Source organism: Stenotrophomonas muris, from assembly GCF_052751275.1.
The window spans coordinates 2,701,750-2,722,574 of record NZ_CP199879.1 but is presented as its reverse complement, the minus strand read 5'-3'; the positions used below and the strand labels follow the sequence as shown (position 1 = coordinate 2,722,574).

Below are 20,825 nucleotides of genomic sequence, written 5' to 3'. Positions count from 1 at the left end.
GGTCTCAGTGCTGCGACTGGTTGACGACAATCGAGGTTCCCTGCTCGTGCCGGTTGAAGGTCATGGTCATTTCCTGGCTGCCCTTGCTGTAGCGGACAACGCACTGCAGCGCGATCATCGAACACCCCGCAGGGCCGGAACTTCGGCTCCAGCCGTCCGCAGGGAGGCGGCTGGCATAGAAGGCATCGGTCTGGAACGGAGACAGCGTGCTTTCCATGGACAGGCTGCGCCCGGGCGTGTCCAGGTAGGTGATGTCATTGATCACCTGCGTCCCGGACGGTTTCGGGAAATCGGCGCCGGCCGCGGCATCGGGCTTGCGCTTGAGCAGGCGTGTAATGCCGATCTGTGACTGGCTGCCACTGCCCTTGGCCGATACCTCGATGGTCACGTAGTACTCGCCGTGTGCGTGGCCGATCACGGTCTTGCCGCCGACCTCGTTGATCACGGTCTGCCCGGGCCATTCGCGGTTGTAGTAGCTGACGATGGACGACACCGGCAATGCGGACGTGAAGCGCGAGATGCGCATGGGCAGGCCGTTGTAGAGCATGTCCTTGGCCACCCACTCGCTCTGCGCGCCCTCGGGCTCGGGAATGTCCGGCCAGGACGCGGCCAGCGCAGGCCAGGCGAACAGCAGCGCGGCCAGTGCCGCCAGCAGGTCAACGCGACGGCGCATAGGCAGGCAACTTGTCGACAGGCACCACGTCGGGCGCGATGTAACCGGGATCAAGCCTGCTCAGCGTCCCGATCATCGGGATGCCGGAGAGGCCGTCAAACGCCTTGGCGATGCCCGCCATGTGCTGGGATGGCACCAGTGGCTTGACCTGCGCGATCACCGAGCGTGACGAGTTGACCTTGAGCCCGGAACCGGCTGCATTCCAGGGGTCGGCCAGCACCACATGGGTGGCCTGCAGCTTCAGGCCCAGCGAATCGAAGGGTTCCAGATAGGCGGCAGCACTGCCGTTGGCACTTTTCAGATCCTGCACATCCAACCGCAGCTGGGCCTGGGTCAGGCCGTTGCGGTTGGGCGGGAACGAACCGAACATCGAGGTCACGTCGCCGATCTTCTTCATCATGCCGCCTGCCGACGTGCTGGTGTAGGAGACCAGGGCGAGGTCACCGCGCCGCACCAGCGGCTGGTTGGAGAAGGTATTCATCAGGACGTCGCCGACGGCGGCATCGCGTGCGCCGGTCTGCGCCTGGCTGACGATGGGATCGTTGGCACGCCCGAAATAGCGGTCGACGGCAAGATCGCGCTGGCGGCCGCTGGCCGGCAGCTTGTAGTCCGGCGATACGGTGGCTTCCCAGGCGATCGCGCGCGCGGCCTGCTGGGTGGCCTGGCGGGCGTGGATGTACTTGGCCAGGATCGGGATCAGCAGGAAGATCGGCACCAGCACGGCGCAGAGCACGGCGACTTCGGTGAGACTCTGGCCGCGCTGGCGACGCGCGCCGCGGAATGGGCGTTCCCTGTCCATGGCTACCTCAGCAGGTCATCGTTGGGAGGACGGTTCGCGCGGTACCTCGAGGTCGCCGCGTTCAAAGGGTTGGCCCACCGTCATGCGCTGCGTGGTCAGGCGGGTGCCATTGCCGTCGAGGGGTTCCTGCTCCAGGACAATGGCGTAGCGGCTCGGCCGGTAGTCGTTCAGTGCACCGGGGGTAAAGCCCCAGCTGGCACCAGCCGACCACACGCACTGGCTGAACCGTCCGTTCTCGTCCTTCCACACGTTGCACGGCTGGCCAGCGACCCTGCGGTTGCCCGCGCGCTGGAAGCCCGGCGAGGCGCTGCCTTCGTCGGCTTCGGCGGCAAAGCGGGTGAGCCCGTCGCTGTCGGCGGGGGACTGGCTACGCTCTCCCGTTGCCAGATCGACCTGCTCCACGCCGGAGGCGCTCTGGGTCTCCTGCAGGCCGGTAGCCTCCAGCCGGAACTGGCAGCTGGTCGCAGGGCCATCGTTGAGCAGGCGCCACTCGCGGGTACGGAACACTTCCTCTTTGCTGGAAAGCCAGGCTTCGTAACGAACGGTTCCCAGGCGGGCGACATCGGCGTCATCCAGTGCGCGGGTCGGCAATCCTGCCGCCTGGCAGTCGCTCAGTGCCTGCTGGTAGCTGGTGCGCGCCGCGTTGCGTCCATCCACCAGGGTTTCGGCAATCTGGTCAAGATGGATGCCCGGCATGTTCCTGGCAGCGGCGGGCTCGCCGTTGTCCGCCGCGCTGCCACAGCCGCTGATCAGCAGTGTGGCGATCGACAGGTGCAAGCGATTGAAAACAGCAAACGTCATGGCATCAAGGCTCCGGCTGCCGCCAGGGCAGCCTTGGTGGTGGCATCGGTCTTGACCAGTCGTGCCTGCCAGTAAGGGCTGAACAGGTTTCCGGTTTCACGCTTGCGGTCATCGCGGCTGAACATGCGCAGCTGCACCGGGCGGTCGAAGAACACCTGCGCGGAGGAAAGTGCGGCGATCTTGTTGTTGGCCATCCTGTCCGGCAGTTCCATCTGCGAGCCGGCCGGGGCGCCGATGCCGGCGCCGGACGTGGTGCGCGCGCTGGTGCCGGCGGTCTCGGCATAGATGGTGAAGACCGGGCCGACCTTGTCGCGGTCACGATCATTCTCGGCGTAGGGCTGCAGTGCCTGCCCGGCCTTGACGTCGTGATAGTCGCGCAGGCCGTTGTAGCCGGTGAAGAAGGCCTTGCGATGCTGGCCATTGGCGAAGCGCACGTTGGCATCCTGGCTGCGGTCGACAATCCACGCCGCGCCACGATTGCGGCGCACCGCTTCGCCATACGGGCGGTAGCGGCGGCGGTCCCAGTCCGAGTACCAGCCGTTGCCGTTGCCGAAGCCGTTGAGGAAGCGCTGGTTGCGATAGCTTTCCACGGCCTGCGCACCGCCCCAGCCGACCGGAATATCGATATCGGAAAGCGGCCATGGCAGCGGAAGCTCGACGGCCATGGTATCCAGCGCTGCCCATCGGTTGTAGTCGACCATGTCGGTGCCGCCGGACTGCACCAGGAAGCCGAGGAAATCATCGCTGCGGCTCTTGCTGAAGCCATCACGCGACTGCATCACCACATTGCGGAAGCGGTCGGCGCCCTGGCGCTGCGTGGCCGAGCCACCGTTGGCGGTACGGGGAATGCTGTAGCGCTGCAGCAGCCGGTTCTCGGCCGTGGCCAGTTGCGTGCCGAGCACCGCGGTTCCGATGGTGCCCAGTTGTGCCTGCGGTGAGTTCCGTTGCAGCACATCCTTGGCGATGGTGTAGCTGTCCAGCCGCGATACGCCCTCGATGACGAGCTGCACCGAGGCGGCGAACATCATGTTGAGCTTGTCGATGGCGATGATGGCCGCCTGCGCGACAGGCTGGAACGTCTGGCGGGTGACCTTGAGAATGCGTTCGGCGACCTTGAAGGCGGTTGCCAATGCCTTGAACACCACGCCGATGTAGGGAATGGCGGAGAGCACATCCAGCGTGGTGCGGATGACGATGGAGGTGGTGTGCATCTGGTTCAGCCACGAATAGAGGCTGATCGTCTGTGCCACGGCCACTTCGTTGGCAACGCGGGCACGGTTCATGTAGGCCGCGTAGTTCAGTGCGCGTGCCTGCTGGATCGCAACGCTGTAGGCGGCGGCGTCAGCCGCATTGACCAACTCCACCTTCTTGTTCACCACCTGCCCTGTGTTGAACAGCAGGACAATCCCGATGCATAGAACCAGAATGAGTGCCAGCCCGAGAACCATTGCTTGGCCGGCGACCGTTCGGTGGCTGGAAACGCCCCGGGCCGCACGGCTTCGTGCCAAAGCCAATGCGCTGCGCATAACGAATTCCTGGGCCGGAGGCCATGGCTGCCCGTCGCGCGCCGCGTGCGGTGCGCGCAGGGAGATTATGCTGGGAGGGCCCTGGCGGCTTCATGCCGCCAGGGCTGGGGTATTACTTGTTCTTGTACGCGTCCATGCCCTTGGTCTTGTCAGCTTCCTGCTGGGCGCTGTTGGCCTGGTTCTTGGCGCGGTTGATCGACTGCGTCGCGCTCTGGCCGGAAAGTTCCTTCGACATGCCTGCCACCTGGCTGCGAACCGTGCCTCCGAAGAAGGTGACGGCTCCGATCGCGGCGATGGCGATCAGCGCGGTGATGATGATGTACTCGGTCATGCCCTGACCGGCCTGCTTACGGGAAAAACGGATGTGACGACGGCTGCGTTCCATGTATTTCCTCCTTGATGGCAGGAATCCTCCCGGGTGTGCGGGATATTCGGCGTGTCCGCTGGGGGATCCTGATTAATGGCAGGGCGAGGTAAAGACAGGAAGCTCACACCCTGGTTCGTCGAAAATTTGTCGCTTGTTCGAGAACGGGGCCAAGCCTATCGACAGAAAATTGACGATACAAGTCAGGTTTTTCCGATATGCAATGAAATATTTGAAAATGTGATGCACATTGCAGATTAACAATTGTCTGCACATAATCACGTCAAATTTGAGCTAGATGCACCGCTTTTCGTTAAGGAAATTAACACTTAACTGACATATTTGTGTCACGCAGGCGGCTTGTGGTGCCGGAATATTGGCGCGCTACAGAGGGCGCGTGCACGGCCTGCTTCTTGTTCGAACGGGATGAGAGATCCGCGTGTTTTTATCTCGTTGCATCCGCGGCAAAACAAATGACCGTGCGGCGCGGAAAAGAAAAAAGCACATGCAGGGCATGTGCTTTTTCCGGAGTGCTTCAACGCAGTAACGTCGTGGTGATATCAGCGCTTGACCAGTTCCACGCGACGATTGGCGCGGCGCCCTTCTTCGGTTGCGTTGTCGGCGACCGGCTGGCTCTGCCCATAGCCTTTCGCGCTCAGGCGTTCGGCTGCGATTCCACCGCCGACAAGACGCGTGCGCACCGACTCCGCACGCGCCTGCGAGAGCGTCTGGTTGTGCGATTGGCTGCCGCTGTTGTCGGTGTGTCCTTCAACGGAAAGGCGAAGCTGTGGGTCGGCCTTCAACAGCTGGGTGACCTGTGCGATCTGCGGTTCCGAATCGGGCAGGATCTCGGCCGCGTCGGTTGCGAAGTTCACCTGGATGGATACCTTGCCACTGCTGTCCAGTGCCTGTTTCAGCGTGTCCGCTTCAATGACCTTGGCCGTGATCTGCACCGGTTTTGTCTCTGCGACGAGCAGGCCGCCGGAGTTTCCACCCGAGCCCAGGTGAATCCAGATATCGCGATCTTCGCGATGGATGACATAGGTTTCTGCGGGTTCGTTGTAGATGTCGCCGATGCCGCCGACATAGGTGGTCGCCGCCTTGCTGTTGCCGATGTCACGCGATGCATCGGCCGGTATGGTGCCGGAGAAAATGCGCTTGCCCCCCAGGGCCTCGACCAGGCTCTGTACATTGCGGCTGAGCTCCAGCTGCGAATAAGGGTGATCGCTGCTGCTCTGCAGGACCGAAGAATGAACCTTGCCTTCAATCCATTCCACGCGATCGCCGGTCCAGAACGGTACGCGATCGAATTCGCTGTCTACGACGTCCTGGCTGGTGTAGCCCTGCGGCAGTCCGAGATAAGGGAAGCTGCCGATCGTTGCCTGCGATACGGGCAGCTCGGCAACATTGAACGCTGCGGCCTTCTGGCTTCCATCCGTGGCCGCAGCCGCCTGCGGTGATGGTTCGGCTGCGGTGCTGGAAGGTGCGGCCGAGGAAGCGCCACCCTCTGCAGGCGCTTCGCCAGCGCGCTTGCAGGCACCCAGTGCCAGTACCAGGCTGGCGGCCAACAGGCTCGCGCGCACTGCGGACATCGTCGATCCGTGCTTCTGCGTCATGAACGCACCTGCTTCATCAGTTCGTTGCAGACTTCGCTGGTGGGCTTGTACTGGCCCTTCTTCCAGGCATCGGTGATCTTCTTCTGTGTCTGCGCTTCGGCCGTGTCATAGGCCTGGTCGAAGCCTGCTTCGGCGCCGAACACGGTTTTTGCCTGTGCCTTGTGGCTTGCGCGCAGCTTGGCGGCCTGTTCCGGGGTTGCGCCGCACGCCAGGGCATTGCCTGCATGCGTGCCTCCCAGTGCGCCGAACTGCGCCGCACCGCCGCCCTGTGCGACTGCGGTGCCGCTGCCGATCAGCAAGGCGGAGGTGATCACTAGCTTCGTCATGAAATACCGCATGTTGATGTTCCTCATCCGGCCCGATAGCGGGCATCAATCCCCTGTGGCCCGAGCATAGCAACAGGCAGTGAGTGCCAGCGTGTCGTTGCATCGCCACGGCACGGCCAGTGGTCAGGGCGTGGACAGGAAGCGCGGGGTGCCACGACGTGGGGCAGATCCTGTCGTTGGACGGCCATCGAACGTGGAAGCGGGACGGTCGACCAGGCATCCCCGCACGACGGAAACCCATTGATGGATCTGGAGCAACAAGCCCCTCTGTTGAGGGGCTGCCCCGACAGGGGCGGGGAGAGGCCGGCAAGGGGAGGGGCCCGAACGTTGCGCAGCAACGTCTGGGGTGAAGCGCGCGCAGCGCACTTCGCATCTCCCGCCAGCGGCTTCTGCGAGGTACAACCGACCAGGCATCCCCGCACGGCGGAAACCCATTGATGGATCTGGAGCAACAAGCCCCTCTGTTGAGGGGTGCCCCGACAGGGGCGGGGAGAGGCCGGCAAGGGGAGGGGCCCGAACGTTGCGCAGCAACGTTTGGGGCGAAGCGCGCGCAGCGCACTTCGCATCTCCCGCCAGTGGCTTCTGCGAGGTACAGCCGACCAGGCATCCCCGCACGGCGGAAACCCATTGATGGATCTGGAGCAACAAGCCCCTCTGTTGAGGGGCTGCCCCGACAGGGGCGGGGAGAGGCCGGCAAGGGGAGGGGCCCGAACGTTGCGCAGCAACGTTTGGGGCGAAGCGCGCGCAGCGCACTTCGCATCCCCCGCCAGATAACTGAAAAAGGCTGCCCGAAGGCAGCCTTTTTCAGTTATCTGGCGGAGAGAGGGGGATTGTCGGGTGCATCCATGCACCCGATCCCGGTGCGCGCTGCGCCCCGGGACCCGCCTTCGGCGGTCCGGTTCTGCTCCTGCAGAACCGTCGAACCCCGGCAGGGCTTCTCTCGCCCGATGCTCTCCGCCAGCCAAATAAAAAAGCCGCCCAGAGGGCGGCTTCTTCATTTGTCTGGCGGAGAGAGGGGGATTCGAACCCCCGAAGCGCGGTTTAGACGCTTACACACTTTCCAGGCGTGCTCCTTCAACCACTCGGACACCTCTCCGGATCCCTGCCATCGGCAAACGCCTCAGCAGGGGCGCAGATTCTAGCGGGCGGCGCGGCCGGACACAAGCACCCCGATCGACGGCGTATCCATGGCCATGGGTGGCGAGGGGGCTGGACAGGCATGGCACAATGGAACATCCGATGGAAAACGGTGGCCTGATGTCCTATCTCGTCCTTGCCCGCAAGTGGCGTCCGAAGCGTTTCGCCGAGCTGGTGGGCCAGGAACACGTGGTCCGTGCGCTCAGCAACGCGCTGGACAGCGGCCGGGTCCACCACGCGTTCCTGTTCACCGGCACCCGCGGCGTGGGCAAGACCACCATCGCGCGCATCTTCGCCAAGTCGCTGAACTGCGAGCAGGGTACCAGCGCCGACCCGTGCGGCCAGTGCGCGGCCTGCCTGGACATCGACGCCGGCCGCTACATCGACCTGCTGGAAATCGACGCCGCGTCCAACACCGGTGTGGATGACGTGCGCGAGGTGATCGAGAACGCGCAGTACATGCCCTCGCGCGGCAAGTACAAGGTCTACCTGATCGACGAAGTGCACATGCTGTCCAAGGCGGCGTTCAACGCGCTGCTGAAGACGCTGGAAGAACCGCCGGAGCACGTGAAGTTCCTGCTGGCCACCACCGATCCGCAGAAGCTGCCGGTCACCGTGCTCAGCCGCTGCCTGCAGTTCAACCTCAAGCGCCTGGATGAAGACCAGATCCAGGGCCAGATGACCCGCATCCTGGCGGCGGAAGCGATCGAGGCCGATGGCAGCGCCATCGTGCAGCTGGCCAAGGCCGCTGACGGCAGCCTGCGCGATGGCCTGTCACTGCTGGACCAGGCGATCGCCTATGCCGGCGGCGCGCTGCGTGAGGACGTGGTGCGCACCATGCTGGGTACCGTGGACCGCACCCAGGTGGCGGCGATGCTCGATGCGCTGGCCGACGGCGATGGCCCGCGCCTGCTGCAGGTGGTAGCCGCGCTGGCAGAGTTCTCGCCGGACTGGAGTGGTGTGCTGGAAGCGCTGGCCGAAGGGCTGCACCGCATCCAGGTGCAGCAGCTGGTGCCGGGCGCTGCCGCGGCGGAAGGCCTGGATGTCGCCGCATTCGCCGAGCGCCTGCGCCCGGAAGTGGTGCAGCTCTGGTACCAGATGGCCTTGAATGGCCGCCGCGACCTGCCGCTGGCACCCAGCCCGCGCGCGGGCTTTGAAATGGCCGTGCTGCGCATGCTGGCGTTCCGTCCGGCCGCAGCGGTACCGCCGGTGCCGAAGGCCGTCGACGGTGCGTTGGGCGGCACGCCGGGTGGCAACGCTGCCGGTGGTGGCGCCGGTACCGGTAGCCGCGATGCGACGCCGGCCGCTGCTGCCGCTTCGGGCAGCCCGGCGGTAGCGGCGCAGGCAGCCGCGCCGCGCGAACCTGAACCCGAGCCCGAACCGGCCCCGCAACCGGAACCAGATCCGACGCCCGAGCCCGAGCCGGTTCCGGTGGAAGAGCCCGTGTCGCCGCCGCCGGTGAAGGCTGAGCCACAGGCGCCGGCGCCTGCCGTCACTGCAGAGGCAGGCGACGACCTGCCGCCGTGGGCCACTGACGAAGCCGAGGCGCGTGACGAGGCATTGGCGGCCGAGATGTCCGGCCCGGACGCCGCCATGGCTGCGCCCTGGCACGAACCGCCGGCTCCCGTCGCGGCTCCCAGCGAGCCTGCGCCGCCCGAGCGCCCGTTCCGCGCCGAAGGCATTGCCATTGCGCCGGCCGAACATGCCAAGCCGGCCCCGGCGCATGCCGCCGCGCCGCAGGAAGGTGTCAGCGAGCTGGCCACGGCCGAAGACTGGCTGGACCTGGTCGCCAACAGCGGCCTGAGCGGCCCCTCGCGACAGCTGGCCGCCAACGCCGCCTTCATCAGCTGCCAGCATGGGACCTTGAAACTGGGCCTTTCGCCCGGATTTGAATACCTGCGCTCGGAGCGCGCGCTGGCTGCCTTGGGCGAGATGCTGCAGAAGGCCCTCGGCCAGGCGCCGAAGATCGTGGTCGAGACCGTGGAAACCGAACACGTTCCGGCCGAGACCCTGCATCAGCGGGCCGACCGCCAGCGTGGCGAGCGGCAGCAGGTGGCAGAGGCCGTTTTCATGGACGACCCGGAAGTGCAGGTGCTGATCCAGCAGCACGGTGCCCGGGTTGTTTCCGATTCCATCCGTTCTTTTGACGAGTAAGACACCATGCGCGGAAACATCGCCCAACTGATGCAGCAGGCCCAGAAGATGCAGGAAAACCTGCAGAAGGCCCAGGAAGAAATCGCCAAGATCGAAGTGACCGGCAGTGCCGGCGGCGGCATGGTCAGCGTGACCCTGACCGGTGCCAAGGAATGCCGCAAGGTGCGCATCGACCCGTCGCTGACCAGCGACCCGGAGATGCTGGAAGACCTGATCGCCGCCGCCTTCAACGACGCTTCGAACAAGATCGACGCCGAGTCGAAGTCGAAGATGGGTTCGGCCACCGCCGGCATGCAGCTGCCGCCGGGCATGAAGCTGCCGTTCTGATTGCCAGCGTGGCACCCGTGCAAGCGGGTGCCACAGAATCTGTAGCTGTCGAGCCTGCTCGACGCCATGAAAGCATGCCGCCGTGTCCGCACCCCTGCTTGAACAATTGATCGACGCACTGCGGGTGCTGCCTGGCGTGGGCCAGAAGACCGCACAGCGCATGGCGTACCACCTGCTCGAGCGCGAGCGCGAAGGTGGCCAGCGACTGGCCGAAGCCCTGGCGCTGGCGGTGGAGCGCATCGGCCACTGCGCGCAGTGCCGCGACTTCAGCGAAACCGAGCTGTGCCCGACCTGTGCCAACAGCAGCCGCGAGCGCAGCCAGCTGTGCGTGGTCGAATCGCCGGCCGACCGCCTGGCCATCGAAAACGCCACCGGCTTCCGCGGTGTCTACTTCGTGCTGCAGGGCCGGCTGTCGCCGCTCGATGGCATCGGCCCGCGCGAGCTGGGCCTGGAGCAGCTGGAGCAGCGTCTGGCCGAAGGTGAGGTGCAGGAGCTGATCATCGCCACCAGTGCCACCGTCGAAGGCGAAGCCACCGCGCACTACCTGGCGCAGCTGGCGCGCGCGCGCAAGGTGCAGCCCAGCCGCCTGGCGCAGGGCCTGCCGCTCGGCGGCGAACTCGAATACGTTGACCGCGGCACGCTGTCGCACGCGTTCGGCACGCGCAGCGAATTCCGCGACTGAGCGCTGTCCGGGCAGCGCCCGGCGTGTCCGGCCTACAATGCGGAAGACATCCCGCCGAGGCCGACCATGAGCAACGAAACCCTCTTCAGCAAGATCATCCGTCGCGAGATCCCGGCCACCATCGTCTACGAGGACGACGAGGTGCTGGGCTTCAAGGACATCGCACCGCAGGCGCCGGTGCACGTACTGTTCATTCCGAAGAACGAGATCATCCCGACCCTGGACGACCTGCAGCCGTCGCAGGCGCACCTGATCGGGAAGCTTGCCCTGGCTGCCGCCGAATATGCGCGCCGCGAAGGGTTCGCGCAGGACGGCTACCGCATCGTGATGAACTGCCGCGAGGATGCCGGGCAGACCGTGTTCCACATCCACATGCACCTGCTGGCCGGTGCGCCGCTGGGGCATTTCGGTACGCCGGGGCGCTGAGCGCCCGGCATCCACCATTGCCCGCAGTGGATCCATGCGATGCGTGGATGAAAAAAAGGCCGCCCGAAGGCGGCCTTTTTCGATCACGCATGGCCGGTGGCGATCACCACCAGCCCCAACGGCCGTAACCACCCCAGTACGGGCCATACGGGCCCGGGCCCCACGGGCCATAGGGGTAGGGCACCACATCGACCTGGCGCTGTTCCGGCCACAGGTAGATGACATCGGCCGACAGCTTCGGCAGGCGATAGTCGTACTCCCCGATGCGGGTGTTCTGGTAGCCGTCGATCTTGCCGATGAAGGTCACGTCGCGGCCGGCTTCAAACACGGCCGGGTCGTAGAAGCCGGCGCGGCAGGCAATGAAGCGGCCGTCGCTGGCGTCGGACGAGGTGGTGTTCGGGCGGCCACTGGCGTTGAGGGGGCGCGAGATCATCTGGAAGCAGGTCTCGCCCTGGCCGGGCTTGGTCTCGATGATGCGACCACCCCATCGGACCGGCGTGCCGACCTGCTGGGTGGCGACCGAGTCGCGCGGGGAGACCAGGCTGAACTGTCCCTGCAGCGGCTTGGGGGCCGTGGCGCAGGCCGACAGGGCCAGCGTGGCCACAGCGGTGAGGAGGAACTTGGTGTTCATGGGGAGGCTCCGGAAGTCGGGCGATGCCTGCGCAGGTCCCGCAATAATGAAGCGAGGTCGGTGCAAGTTCCAGCGTAACGCGCGTCGGCGAAACGGTGGCTGAGTGCCAGCAGGGCGGGGTCGGGGCGCACGGCGTGTACCCGTCGTGACCAGTCGCATGCCGTCTCGTGGGGTACGCGGGCCAGGCCAAGGCGTGCATAGCGCCGCCCCAGCCGGTGCCAGGCGCGCAGCAGCGGGTCGCGCTCGCGCTCGCCGCGGGCCAGCAGCCAGGCCATCCATGCCAATGCCAGCAGTGCGGCGACCACGAAGCCGGCCACCAGCTGCGCCGGCCCGAGATCATCCAGCCCGAGCGGCCTGAGCAGCTGCTGCTGACGGCGTGCGTCGAAGGAAAGCACCAGGTCGTTCCAGCCACGGCGCAGCCAGTCACCCATCTGCCCCAGCTGCAGCCAGCGCTGCTGCAGCGGGGTGTCCGTGCCGGCCTGCAAGCGGTCGTCCAGCGTGTCCAGGATGCGTTCCGGTGCCACGGCCGCAGTCGGGTCGACCCGGACCCAGCCGCGCTGGGGCAGCCAGACTTCGGCCCAGGCGTGGGCGTCCATGCGCCGCACTACCCAGTAGTCCCCGATGCGGTTGCGGGTGCCACCTGCGAAGCCGGTCACCACCCGGGCCGGAATGCCGGCGTTGCGCATCAGCACCACGAAGGCCGAGCTGAAGTGCTGGCAGAAGCCGGCCTTGTAGTTGAACAGGAAATCGTCGACCGGATCGCGCCCGGCCACCGGGGTATCGAGCGTGTAGGAGAAGTCGCGGGTGATCCACTGCAGCGCTCGGCGGACGATGGCTTCGTCATCGTTGCCGGCCTCCTGCCGCCATTGCCGTGCCAGCTGGGCGGTGCGTGGATTGAAGCCGGGGGGAAGCTGCAGCGCGGCACGGCGCAGGTAGGGCGACAGATCGGTGTCGAACCGTTGCGGAGGCGCCGAATGCAACCGCCAGCGGCTGAGCGCGGACAGCGTGCGGTCGCTGCGCAGGCTCATGTCCGCATCGAAACTGCTGCCTTCCGGTGCGCGGCTGGGCAGGTCCAGGGCCACCAGCAGGCGACGGTCGGTGGGTTCGTAGTCGATCTGGTAGTCCCATCCCTGTGCGGCGGCTTCGACCACGGGGGCGGGGCGCCGGGCCGTCGCGCGATCGCGGCTCCAGCGGTGGCCATCGAAGGAGGTCAGCACCGGGCCGCGCCAATAGCGCTGCGTGGGCTCGGGCACCGCGCCGAAGAACTGCACGCGCAGCGCCGGGGTGTCGTCGGCCATCAGGTCCAGCCATTGGTCCGGCGCCATGCTGTCAGCCAGGCCGGGTGTACCCACCGCTCGTTCGGGTACGCCCCACAACGGCGTGGACAAGCGCGGGAACAGCCAGAAGCAGGCCAGTGCCAGCGGCAGGCCGATGCCAAGCAGGCGGCCGACGCCGCGCAGTTGACCGTGCAGTGGCAGGCGTGGGCTGCGGCCCTCGTCCTGGGCCAGGCGTTGCAGGGCCAGCAGTGCGGCAACCGCGGCCAGCGCAGCCAGTCCCGTGGTCAGCGGGCCCTGGTCGAGCAGGAAGGCCGCGAACGGCGAGAACAGCGCGAAACCGAGCAGGCTGCGCGCATCACGCAGGTTGCGCAGTTCGCTGGATTTGATGGCCAGCATCGCCGCCAGCAGCGCACAGCCGGTATCACGCCCCGGCCGCACCATGCCCATCTGCCAGACAATGGTGGCGAGCATGGCCAGCACCAGCAGCAGGCGCACCGGCATCGGCAGCACCCGCCGCCAGGAAAGCGCAGCGGTCAGCACGGCGGTGATCGCGATCACGACGGCCAGCACCGGCGGCAGCTGCAGCAGCAGTGGCAGCAGTGCCAGCGCTGCGCTGGCCAGGGTCCAGCTGCGGGCGTTGCGATCGAGCAGGACGGCAGGCTCAGTCATGGGGCATCAGCGCCAGTGCGCGCAGGCACAGGTGGTGGTGGCTGGCGCCCTGGCCGGGCCCGAACGGGGGATGGGCTGGAAGCAGCAGCGTGTAGCGCCGGCCTTCGCGCTCGGCCATGTCGACCCAGCGTGCCAACCGCGCGATGCGTGCTTCATGGCCCAGCGGCGCCAGCGTGCGCCAGTCCAGCACCACTTCGATGCCGATCGGCTTCTCGTATTCGCGTACCAGCAGGCTGTCGCGGCGTGCCGAGTGTTTCCAGGCAATGCTGCGCGGGGCGTCGCCGGCACGATAGGGGCGCAGCTGGTGCAGCTCTTCGCCACTGGCATGGGCGCGGGTGTGCAGTGGATCGCTGCCACTTTCCGGAAGGGGTGGTGCCAGTGCCTCGGCCAGTGGATAAACCAGCAGCGGCTGCTCCGGCCACACCCACGACCATGCCCGCACCAGCCCCAGCGGCTGCGTGCTGGACAGGCGGATGCGCGGCAGTTCCAGCCAGCCGCGGCGCTCGCTGGGGACATCCAGCTCCACTTCGCCGCGACCGTGTGCAGGCAGTGCGACCCACGCCTCGCTTGCGCCCAGCTGCAGGTGCAGCCCGTGGCGCGCGCGCGGGTCGCGCAACGACAGGTCCACGCGCAGGCGCAGGGGGTGCCCGGCCGGAACCGGCTCGGCGGAGATTGCATCGATCTGTATGCCGGACAGCTGCAGGTGCGCGGCAATGGCGCTGGCGATCGCTGCTGCGGCCAGCAACAGTGCCAGCAGCAGGGCCGGGTTGTTGTTGTAGTTCAATGCGCCCAGCAGCATCGCCGACAGCAGGGTGGCGACGAACAGGCCGAAGCGCGTCGGCAGTACATAGATGCGATGGCGATCCAGTCGCTGCGGCAGGGCTTCGGGCCTGCGTGGGCGTGCCAGCAGCTGCATGCGTGCCCAGCGTGTGGCCACCTTCAGTCCACCGCGACGGTCTGCAGGATCGCCCGCGCCAGTGCCGGCCCGGAGCTGGATTCGGCCTCCGCCACCAGGCGATGGCCGGCCACTGCCACGAACAGGGTCTGCACGTCTTCGGGCACCACATGCCCGCGGCCGAGCAGCAGTGCATGCGCCCTGGCGGCACGCAGCAGGGCCAGCCCGGCGCGCGGTGACAGGCCCACGCGTACGCCGGCATGCTGGCGGCTGCGGGTCAACAGTGCCTGCACGTAGTCGATCAGCGCGTCGCTGGCGTGTACCTGGCCAACGGCTTCACGCAGCGCACGCACCTGGGTGTCATCCAGCTTCGGCACCGCGCGGGCGATCAGGTCGCGGCGATCGCTGCCACGCAGCAGCTCGCGCTCGGCCTGCACGCTCGGGTAGCCCATCGCCAGCCGCAGCAGGAAACGATCGAGCTGCGAATCCGGCAACGGGAAGGTGCCGGACAGGTCGACCGGGTTCTGCGTGGCGATCACGAAGAATGGATCGGGCAGTGGATGCGTCTGTCCATCCAGGGTGACCTGCTGCTCGGCCATCGCCTCCAGCAACGCACTCTGCGTGCGCGGCGGTGCGCGGTTGATCTCATCGGCCAGCAGCACGTGGGTGAACACCGGGCCGGGGTGGAACTGGAACTGGCGGCTGCCGGCCTCGTACACCGATACGCCCAGTACGTCCGCCGGCAACAGGTCGGAAGTGAACTGCACGCGCTGGAAGCTGAGGCCGAGGCTGCTGGCCAATGCATGCGCCAGCGTGGTCTTGCCCAGCCCGGGCAGATCTTCGATGAGCAGGTGGCCGCCGGAAAGCAGGGCGACAAAGGCCAGCCTGACTTCCGGCACCTTGCCCAGTACCAGTGCGTTCACCTGATCCTGTGCCTCCCGCAGGGCCTGGCGCAGTTGATCGGTTAGCATGCTGGGATTGGGGGACGAGGCTGGCATGATCGTCTCAGGTCTGGAATCCACTCGATTATCCATAGAGCAATGCAAGGCGAACAGCGCGCGCGGGCAATATTTCTCTGGTTATGGACGCTGATCACAGCGGCCAAGCTGGTGGTGGCTGCACGCCTGCCGCTGTTCGTCGATGAGGCGTTCTATTGGCAGGAAGGCCAGCACCTGGCCGCCGCCTATTCCGACCTGCCGGGGTTGACAGCATGGCTTGCACGCCTGGGCGTGGAAATCGGTGGCCATCACGTGCTCGCATTGCGCCTGCCGTTCCTGGCCATCGGTGCGTTGCTGCCGTTGCTGGTGGTGCGCATCGCCACGCGCTGGTTTGGCAACGTCGCAGGGTGGCAGGCGGGCAGCCTGACCCTGCTGATGCCGCTGTCGGCCACGCTGGGCCTGCTGGCCGTGCCGGATGTGCCGATGGCGCTTGCGGCGGTGATCTGCCTGCAGGCCGGTGCGCGCCTGCTGCACAACGTGGATGCGTCGTCGGCGATGAAGCTGGCGCTGGGCCTGCTGATCGGTGCGCTCAGCCACTACCGTTTCATTGGCGTCATCGGTGTCGGCTTCATTGCGCTGCTGGCGCTGCCGCAGGGCCGCCGCATGCTGGCCGACCCGCGCGTATGGGTGGCGCTGGCGGTGGGTGTACTGGCCTGGCTGCCGTTGCTGGCGTGGAATGCGGACAACCATGATGCCGGCCTGAAGTTCCAGGTGGTCGAGCGCCACCCGTGGACGTTCGAGTGGGAAGGGCTGTGGTTCCTGGTGATCCAGCCGATGCTGGTGACGCCGATCCTGTGCATCGCGATGTGGAAGGTCGCCCTGGCGGGTACCCGCAGCGGTGGTGGTGTGCGGGTGCAATGGCGCTATTTCGGCCTGGTGGGCGGGGTGTCGACGCTGGGCATCTTCCTGCTGGGCTTCTTCACCGATGTCGAGCGGATCAGTTTCCATTGGCCGTTGCCGGGCTACCTGGCGCTGCTGGTGGCCGTGCCGGTGGTCCTCAACGGCTGGCCACGCTGGCTGCGCCGCACCGGCTGGTGGCTGGCAGCTGCAGGCACCGTACTGGCTTTCGGCTACTACCTGATGGCGTCCACGCCGGCGCTGCGCGAGCAGATGGCCGGCAGCAAGTACTACCCGCGCAACTTTGCCGGCTGGCAGCCGCTGGCCGTGGCGGTGCGCGACGAACTGCGGCAGATGCCGCCGGGCACGCGTGTGCTGGCGGGCAACTTCAAGGTCGGTGCCGAACTGGGCTTCCAGCTGGGCAACGGTGATATCGAGGTGCTGCCGCACCCGCTCAACGACAAGCATGGGCGGACCGCACAGCTGGCACAGTGGGGCCTGCTGCACGAAGGCCCGCGCAGTGCGCCGATGCTGCTGGTGCTGTCACCCAGCGACCAGCGCTACCGCGATCTGCTGGCGCGCTATCACGCGATCTGCGAGCAGGTGGGGCCGTTGCCGGCGCCGCGCGTGGTCAGCAGCGATCATGGTTTCCAGCGCTTCCTGCTGTTCCAGCTGCCGGTGCAGCGCGCGCAGGGGCCCTGCGTGACGCCGGCAATGGCCTGGCTGGATGCGCCGTCCAACGGTGAGAAGGTCTCCGGAACGCTCGCCATCAAGGGCTGGGCATTCAAGGATGGCGTGGGGTTGGCGCGCATCGAAGTGCTGGTCGATGGCCATTCGATTGGCGATGCGCGCTACGGGCGCATGTTCGACATCCGCCACACCTGGCCGGACAGCACCGATCCGCAGCATCCGGCGGTGGGCTTCGACGCATTGCTGGATACCACCACGCTGGCGCCGGGGCGGCATTGGCTTGGCCTGCGCCTGCACGGCCGCGACGGCAGCGTGGAGGCGTGGCAGGAGCAGCCGTTCGAAGTTCGTTGAGGTCCCTGGTCCTGTAGAGCCGAGCCGATGCTCGGCTGCTTCTGCTACAGATGGTGGGCAGCCTCGAAAAAAACGGCCGAGCAAGGGCTCGGCTCCACCGTTCACGGCACCGCGAATCCAGCCCTGCGCAGCAGGCCGCACAGCGCGATCAGTGGCAGGCCGACCAGCGCGGTCGGGTCGCGGTTGTCGATTGCCTCGAACAGGCTGATGCCCAGGCCCTCGCACTTGAAGCTGCCGGCGCAGTCCAGCGGCTGCTCGGCGGCGACGTAGCGGATGATTTCCTGCGGGTCCAGCACGCGGAAGCGTACTTCGGTCAGATCCAGGGTGGCGAGGGATTCTCCATCCCGCCTGAGACTGATGGCCGTGTGAAAGCGCACCGTCTGTCCGGACATTGCCGCCAGCTGCGCACAGGCCGCCTCGACCGTGCCCGGCTTGCCCAGCGGCTGACCGTTCAGGTCGGCCACCTGGTCCGAGCCGATCACCCAGGCGCCCGGATGGCGGGCGGCCACGTCGGCGGCCTTGGCGGCGGCCAGGCGCGTGGCCAGGGCCAGCGGGGTCTCGGCGCCCAGAGGGGTTTCATCCACGTCCGGGCGTGCGCAGTCGAAGGGCAGGCCCAGCCGTTCCAGCAGTTCGCGACGGTAGCGGGAGGTGGAGGCCAGGACCAGTGACATGTGACAATACCGGGGCAGGGCGCGGCAGTCTGGCCCCTCCACGGCGCCAGCGGCAAGTGCTGCAGGGCGGGCATTTGACAGCGGGCGGTGCGATCCTTAGTATTCAGCGGCTTATGTCCGCGAACGTGCCCGAAACGCTGGATGCCTGGCGGATGGTTGTAGCGCGAAGGCGCTTCGACGGTCAGGTCTCCCTGGCTGAATTGACCCGCCTGCAGGGGTTGGTCGCAGATACCGACGGCGAGTGTGTCTACTCGCTTGAATTCGGTCGCGACGACGTCTTGCGGGTATCCTATGTGGAAGTGACCATCGACACCGCGCTGCCGCTGACCTGTCAGCGCAGCATGCAGCGATTCCTGTTGCCGGTGAAGGTGACCCAGAGGCTTGGCCTGATCCGCGACGAGGACGAGGAATCGTCCCTGCCGGAGGAATACGAGGCGTTGCTGGTGCCGGAAGACGGCCAGCTGCGTCCGCTGGATCTGGTCGAGGACGAATTGGTGCTGGCGGTGCCCGTGGTGCCGCTGTCGCCCGACGGTGAAGCAGTCGACAAGGACTGGGCACCGAGCGAAGAAGAAACGAAGAAGGCCAACCCGTTTGCGGCGTTGGCAGCACTGAAGAAACAATAGCAGCCGGATTGTCGTCGGCGGCTGCGGCGAAAGCGAAAGTGTGCTGGGCGCTGGCGTCCTGCGCGACGATACGACGAAGCAAATCGAACCGAGTTTGGAGCAATCCCATGGCTGTGCAGAAATCCCGTGTCACCCCGTCCCGCCGCGGCATGCGTCGTGCCCACGACGCCCTGAGCGCCAAGCAGCTGTCGACCGACCCGACCACCGGCGAAGTGCACCTGCGTCACCACATCACTGCCGACGGTTTCTACCGCGGCAAGAAGGTCATCCAGACCAAGACCTCGGCCGTCGAAGAAGATTGATGTGCCGGAAGGCCGCTGCCTCCGGGCAGCGGCCTTTGCCTTCTTTCCCGGGCGTGCCGGTGATCGGCGGCCCGCGCAACAGGAAACATGATGAGCAAGCGGATCTATTCGAGGATCGCGGGCACCGGTAGCTATTTGCCGGAAAAAGTCCTGACCAACGCCGACCTGGAAAAAATGGTCGAAACCTCGGATGAGTGGATCCAGTCGCGCACCGGCATTCGTGAACGGCACATCGCGGCCGAAGGCGAAACCACCAGCGACCTTGGCTACAACGCCGCCCTGCGCGCGCTTGAAGCCGCAGGCATCGATGCCTCGCAGCTCGACATGATCGTGGTCGGCACGACCACCCCTGATCTCATTTTCCCGTCCACCGCGTGCCTGATCCAGGCCAAGCTCGGTGTGGCCGGGTGCCCCGCCTTCGACGTCAACGCAGCCTGTTCCGGCTTCGTGTTCGCGCTGGGCGTGGCCGACAAGTTCATCCGCTCCGGCGACTGCAAGCACGTGCTGGTGATCGGCACCGAAACGCTGACCCGCATGGTCGACTGGAACGATCGCACCACCTGCGTGCTGTTCGGCGATGGCGCCGGCGCCGTCGTGCTCAAGGCCGACGAAGACACCGGCATCCTCAGCACCCACCTGCATGCCGATGGCAGCAAGAAGGAACTGCTGTGGAACCCGGTCGGCGTTTCGACCGGCTTCAAGGACGGCGCCAACGGTGGCGGCACCATCAACATGAAGGGCAACGACGTGTTCAAGTACGCCGTCAAGGCGCTGGACTCGGTCGTGGACGAGACCCTGGCCGCCAACGGCCTGGACAAGTCCGACCTGGACTGGCTGATCCCGCACCAGGCCAACCTGCGCATCATCGAAGCCACCGCCAAGCGGCTGGAGATGTCGATGGACCAGGTCGTGGTGACCGTCGACAAGCACGGCAACACCTCCTCCGGCTCGGTGCCGCTGGCGCTGGATGCCGCGGTGCGTTCGGGCAAGGTCGAGCGTGGCCAGTTGCTGCTGCTGGAGGCCTTCGGCGGCGGCTTCACCTGGGGTTCGGCCCTGCTGCGCTATTGATAGTGCAAGTTACGACAATGTGAAGTCTTGTCGTTACGGCCCCTTCGGGGCCGTAACGCGTTTAAGGAGGACCTGTCATGGTTGAGCCCATCGTCATCGAAGGGCAACGTGCCTGGCTGAAGCAGTACGGCAAGGGAAGCCGGGCAATGGCCCTGGGCCTGCTCAATTTTGTTGCGCGCCGTTTCCATCTGGATGCGCTGCGCCCGCCGCCGCACCGCGGTGGCGACGCCGCACGCGAAACCGAGGCCCGCCGCCTCGCGGAACTGCAGGCGCAGGGTGTGAACGTGCCGGACGTACTGGGCACCGGCCATGCCGCGCTGGTGATCGGCGACAACGGCAGCTCGTTCAATACCTGCCTGCGCGAAGCCGACGAAGCCGGTCGCGATCGGCTGGTGATGGCGGCGATGCTGGCCATTGCTGAAGCTCATGCCCGCGGCGCCTATTTCGGCCAGCCGTTGCCGCGCAACCTCACATGGGATGGCGAGAAGGTCGGCTTCATCGATTTCGAGGAAGATCCGCTGGAAGTGATGGATCTGTCCGAAGCGCAGGCCCGCGACTGGCTGATGTTCGGTTACGGCGTGGCCAAGTACTACGCCGACCGCCCCGGGCACCTGCAGGCGATGATGGCCGAGGCGATGGGTGACGTTCAGGCGCCGGTGCGCGAGCACGTGCATGCGGTCAGCGGCCGCCTGCGCAGCCTGGCCCGGGTCTGCATGAAGCTGGGCCGTTCGGCGCGCGCGCTGGCCCATTCCATCTTCATCGCCCACGGCGCCAGCACCGCCGGCGTGTTGATGCTGGTGGGCCTGTGCGTGGATTTCCTCGCCGACGGCGACCTGGACGTCCTGCAGCTGTTCTGCTGAGGCTGATAGGGGTCAGATCCCTTTTCCGCAGGAAAAGGGATCTGACCCCGTTGCGCTTGCCCGGCCGCGCTCCATACGCCTGCATACGCGCACGTACAGACGACACAGCGGATTCGCCCTTA

The 20,825-nt window shown here is 66.4% G+C and carries 21 protein-coding genes, 1 tRNA gene and 1 pseudogene; 9 read left to right on the top strand and 14 right to left on the bottom strand.

Features of this window, described 5'->3' with window-relative positions:
- Positions 1 to 4 precede the first annotated feature (4 nt).
- The 9 genes and pseudogenes from ACUVWL_RS12685 to ACUVWL_RS12645 form a co-directional block, all read right to left on the bottom strand.
- Positions 5 to 673 carry a hypothetical protein gene (locus ACUVWL_RS12685; RefSeq protein ID WP_014646172.1) on the bottom strand — a complete coding sequence of 223 codons (669 nt, stop codon included), beginning with the start codon at positions 671 to 673 and terminating at the stop codon, positions 5 to 7.
- Positions 657 to 1,472: a TadE/TadG family type IV pilus assembly protein gene (locus ACUVWL_RS12680; RefSeq protein ID WP_014036173.1), complete on the bottom strand. Its 816-nt coding sequence runs from the start codon at positions 1,470 to 1,472 to the stop codon at positions 657 to 659. Before ACUVWL_RS12680 ends, ACUVWL_RS12685 begins: the two co-directional genes overlap by 17 nt.
- A gap of 15 nt (positions 1,473 to 1,487) precedes the next feature.
- Positions 1,488 to 2,273: a hypothetical protein gene (locus tag ACUVWL_RS12675; RefSeq protein WP_014646173.1), complete on the bottom strand. Its 786-nt coding sequence runs from the start codon at positions 2,271 to 2,273 to the stop codon at positions 1,488 to 1,490.
- A complete protein-coding gene (locus ACUVWL_RS12670; RefSeq protein WP_229653740.1) occupies positions 2,270 to 3,649 on the bottom strand; it encodes a hypothetical protein in 1,380 nt (459 codons plus the stop codon). The genes ACUVWL_RS12675 and ACUVWL_RS12670 overlap by 4 nt, the downstream gene beginning before the upstream one ends.
- A gap of 3 nt (positions 3,650 to 3,652) precedes the next feature.
- A pseudogene (locus ACUVWL_RS12665) lies at positions 3,653 to 3,721 on the bottom strand (hypothetical protein); the annotation flags it as partial.
- A gap of 190 nt (positions 3,722 to 3,911) precedes the next feature.
- Complete coding sequence (locus ACUVWL_RS12660; protein ID WP_014036176.1) at positions 3,912 to 4,184, bottom strand: hypothetical protein; 273 nt, start codon at positions 4,182 to 4,184, stop codon at positions 3,912 to 3,914.
- Positions 4,185 to 4,723: 539 nt separating this feature from the next.
- Complete coding sequence (locus tag ACUVWL_RS12655) at positions 4,724 to 5,731, bottom strand: OmpA family protein (protein WP_168708242.1); 1,008 nt, start codon at positions 5,729 to 5,731, stop codon at positions 4,724 to 4,726.
- A gap of 44 nt (positions 5,732 to 5,775) precedes the next feature.
- Complete coding sequence (locus ACUVWL_RS12650) at positions 5,776 to 6,105, bottom strand: hypothetical protein (protein WP_126411778.1); 330 nt, start codon at positions 6,103 to 6,105, stop codon at positions 5,776 to 5,778.
- Positions 6,106 to 7,108: 1,003 nt separating this feature from the next.
- A tRNA-Ser gene (locus ACUVWL_RS12645) sits at positions 7,109 to 7,201 on the bottom strand.
- 143 nt (positions 7,202 to 7,344) lie between these two features.
- Between ACUVWL_RS12645 and dnaX the strand changes: the two genes are divergently transcribed.
- From dnaX to ACUVWL_RS12625, 4 genes are all read left to right on the top strand, one after another.
- Entirely contained in the window at positions 7,345 to 9,396 is a 2,052-nt protein-coding gene (gene dnaX / locus ACUVWL_RS12640) for a DNA polymerase III subunit gamma/tau (protein ID WP_445978401.1), read from the top strand.
- A 6-nt stretch (positions 9,397 to 9,402) separates the two neighbouring features.
- Positions 9,403 to 9,723: a YbaB/EbfC family nucleoid-associated protein gene (locus ACUVWL_RS12635; protein WP_005408298.1), complete on the top strand. Its 321-nt coding sequence runs from the start codon at positions 9,403 to 9,405 to the stop codon at positions 9,721 to 9,723.
- An 82-nt stretch (positions 9,724 to 9,805) separates the two neighbouring features.
- Positions 9,806 to 10,405, top strand: coding sequence for a recombination mediator RecR (gene recR, locus ACUVWL_RS12630; RefSeq protein WP_049441038.1), 600 nt, complete (start codon positions 9,806 to 9,808; stop codon positions 10,403 to 10,405).
- Between the two features lie 66 nt (positions 10,406 to 10,471).
- A complete protein-coding gene (locus ACUVWL_RS12625) occupies positions 10,472 to 10,831 on the top strand; it encodes a histidine triad nucleotide-binding protein (protein WP_014646179.1) in 360 nt (119 codons plus the stop codon).
- Between the two features lie 103 nt (positions 10,832 to 10,934).
- Here ACUVWL_RS12625 and ACUVWL_RS12620 read toward each other — a convergent pair whose 3' ends face one another.
- Genes ACUVWL_RS12620 through ACUVWL_RS12605 form a run of 4 tightly spaced genes read right to left on the bottom strand, consistent with a single transcriptional unit; the run spans position 10,935 to position 15,301 of the window.
- Complete coding sequence (locus ACUVWL_RS12620) at positions 10,935 to 11,462, bottom strand: Slp family lipoprotein (RefSeq protein WP_014036182.1); 528 nt, start codon at positions 11,460 to 11,462, stop codon at positions 10,935 to 10,937.
- Positions 11,459 to 13,408, bottom strand: coding sequence for a transglutaminase family protein (locus ACUVWL_RS12615; protein WP_445978400.1), 1,950 nt, complete (start codon positions 13,406 to 13,408; stop codon positions 11,459 to 11,461). The genes ACUVWL_RS12620 and ACUVWL_RS12615 overlap by 4 nt, the downstream gene beginning before the upstream one ends.
- Entirely contained in the window at positions 13,401 to 14,324 is a 924-nt protein-coding gene (locus ACUVWL_RS12610; RefSeq protein WP_049441032.1) for a DUF58 domain-containing protein, read from the bottom strand. Before ACUVWL_RS12610 ends, ACUVWL_RS12615 begins: the two co-directional genes overlap by 8 nt.
- Before the next feature lie 23 nt (positions 14,325 to 14,347).
- Positions 14,348 to 15,301 (bottom strand): AAA family ATPase, encoded by a 954-nt coding sequence (locus ACUVWL_RS12605; RefSeq protein ID WP_032958559.1) that lies wholly within the window; start codon positions 15,299 to 15,301, stop codon positions 14,348 to 14,350.
- Positions 15,302 to 15,343: 42 nt separating this feature from the next.
- Here ACUVWL_RS12605 and ACUVWL_RS12600 point away from each other — a divergent pair, with 42 nt between their 5' ends.
- On the top strand, positions 15,344 to 17,179 hold the full coding sequence (locus tag ACUVWL_RS12600) for a glycosyltransferase family 39 protein (protein ID WP_445978399.1): 1,836 nt from the start codon (positions 15,344 to 15,346) through the stop codon (positions 17,177 to 17,179).
- A gap of 101 nt (positions 17,180 to 17,280) precedes the next feature.
- Here ACUVWL_RS12600 and ACUVWL_RS12595 read toward each other — a convergent pair whose 3' ends face one another.
- On the bottom strand, positions 17,281 to 17,850 hold the full coding sequence (locus tag ACUVWL_RS12595; protein ID WP_046429198.1) for a Maf family protein: 570 nt from the start codon (positions 17,848 to 17,850) through the stop codon (positions 17,281 to 17,283).
- A 113-nt stretch (positions 17,851 to 17,963) separates the two neighbouring features.
- Here ACUVWL_RS12595 and ACUVWL_RS12590 point away from each other — a divergent pair, with 113 nt between their 5' ends.
- The 4 genes from ACUVWL_RS12590 (at position 17,964) to ACUVWL_RS12575 (ending at position 20,703) form a co-directional block, all read left to right on the top strand.
- Positions 17,964 to 18,473 (top strand): YceD family protein, encoded by a 510-nt coding sequence (locus tag ACUVWL_RS12590; protein ID WP_445978398.1) that lies wholly within the window; start codon positions 17,964 to 17,966, stop codon positions 18,471 to 18,473.
- Positions 18,474 to 18,580: 107 nt separating this feature from the next.
- Positions 18,581 to 18,775, top strand: coding sequence for a 50S ribosomal protein L32 (gene rpmF / locus ACUVWL_RS12585; protein ID WP_004154640.1), 195 nt, complete (start codon positions 18,581 to 18,583; stop codon positions 18,773 to 18,775).
- Positions 18,776 to 18,865: 90 nt separating this feature from the next.
- Complete coding sequence (locus ACUVWL_RS12580; RefSeq protein WP_014646186.1) at positions 18,866 to 19,843, top strand: beta-ketoacyl-ACP synthase III; 978 nt, start codon at positions 18,866 to 18,868, stop codon at positions 19,841 to 19,843.
- A 77-nt stretch (positions 19,844 to 19,920) separates the two neighbouring features.
- The gene (locus ACUVWL_RS12575) at positions 19,921 to 20,703 is read left to right on the top strand and encodes a serine/threonine protein kinase (RefSeq protein WP_014646187.1); all 783 of its coding nucleotides are present in this window, start codon (positions 19,921 to 19,923) and stop codon (positions 20,701 to 20,703) included.
- Positions 20,704 to 20,825 lie beyond the last annotated feature (122 nt).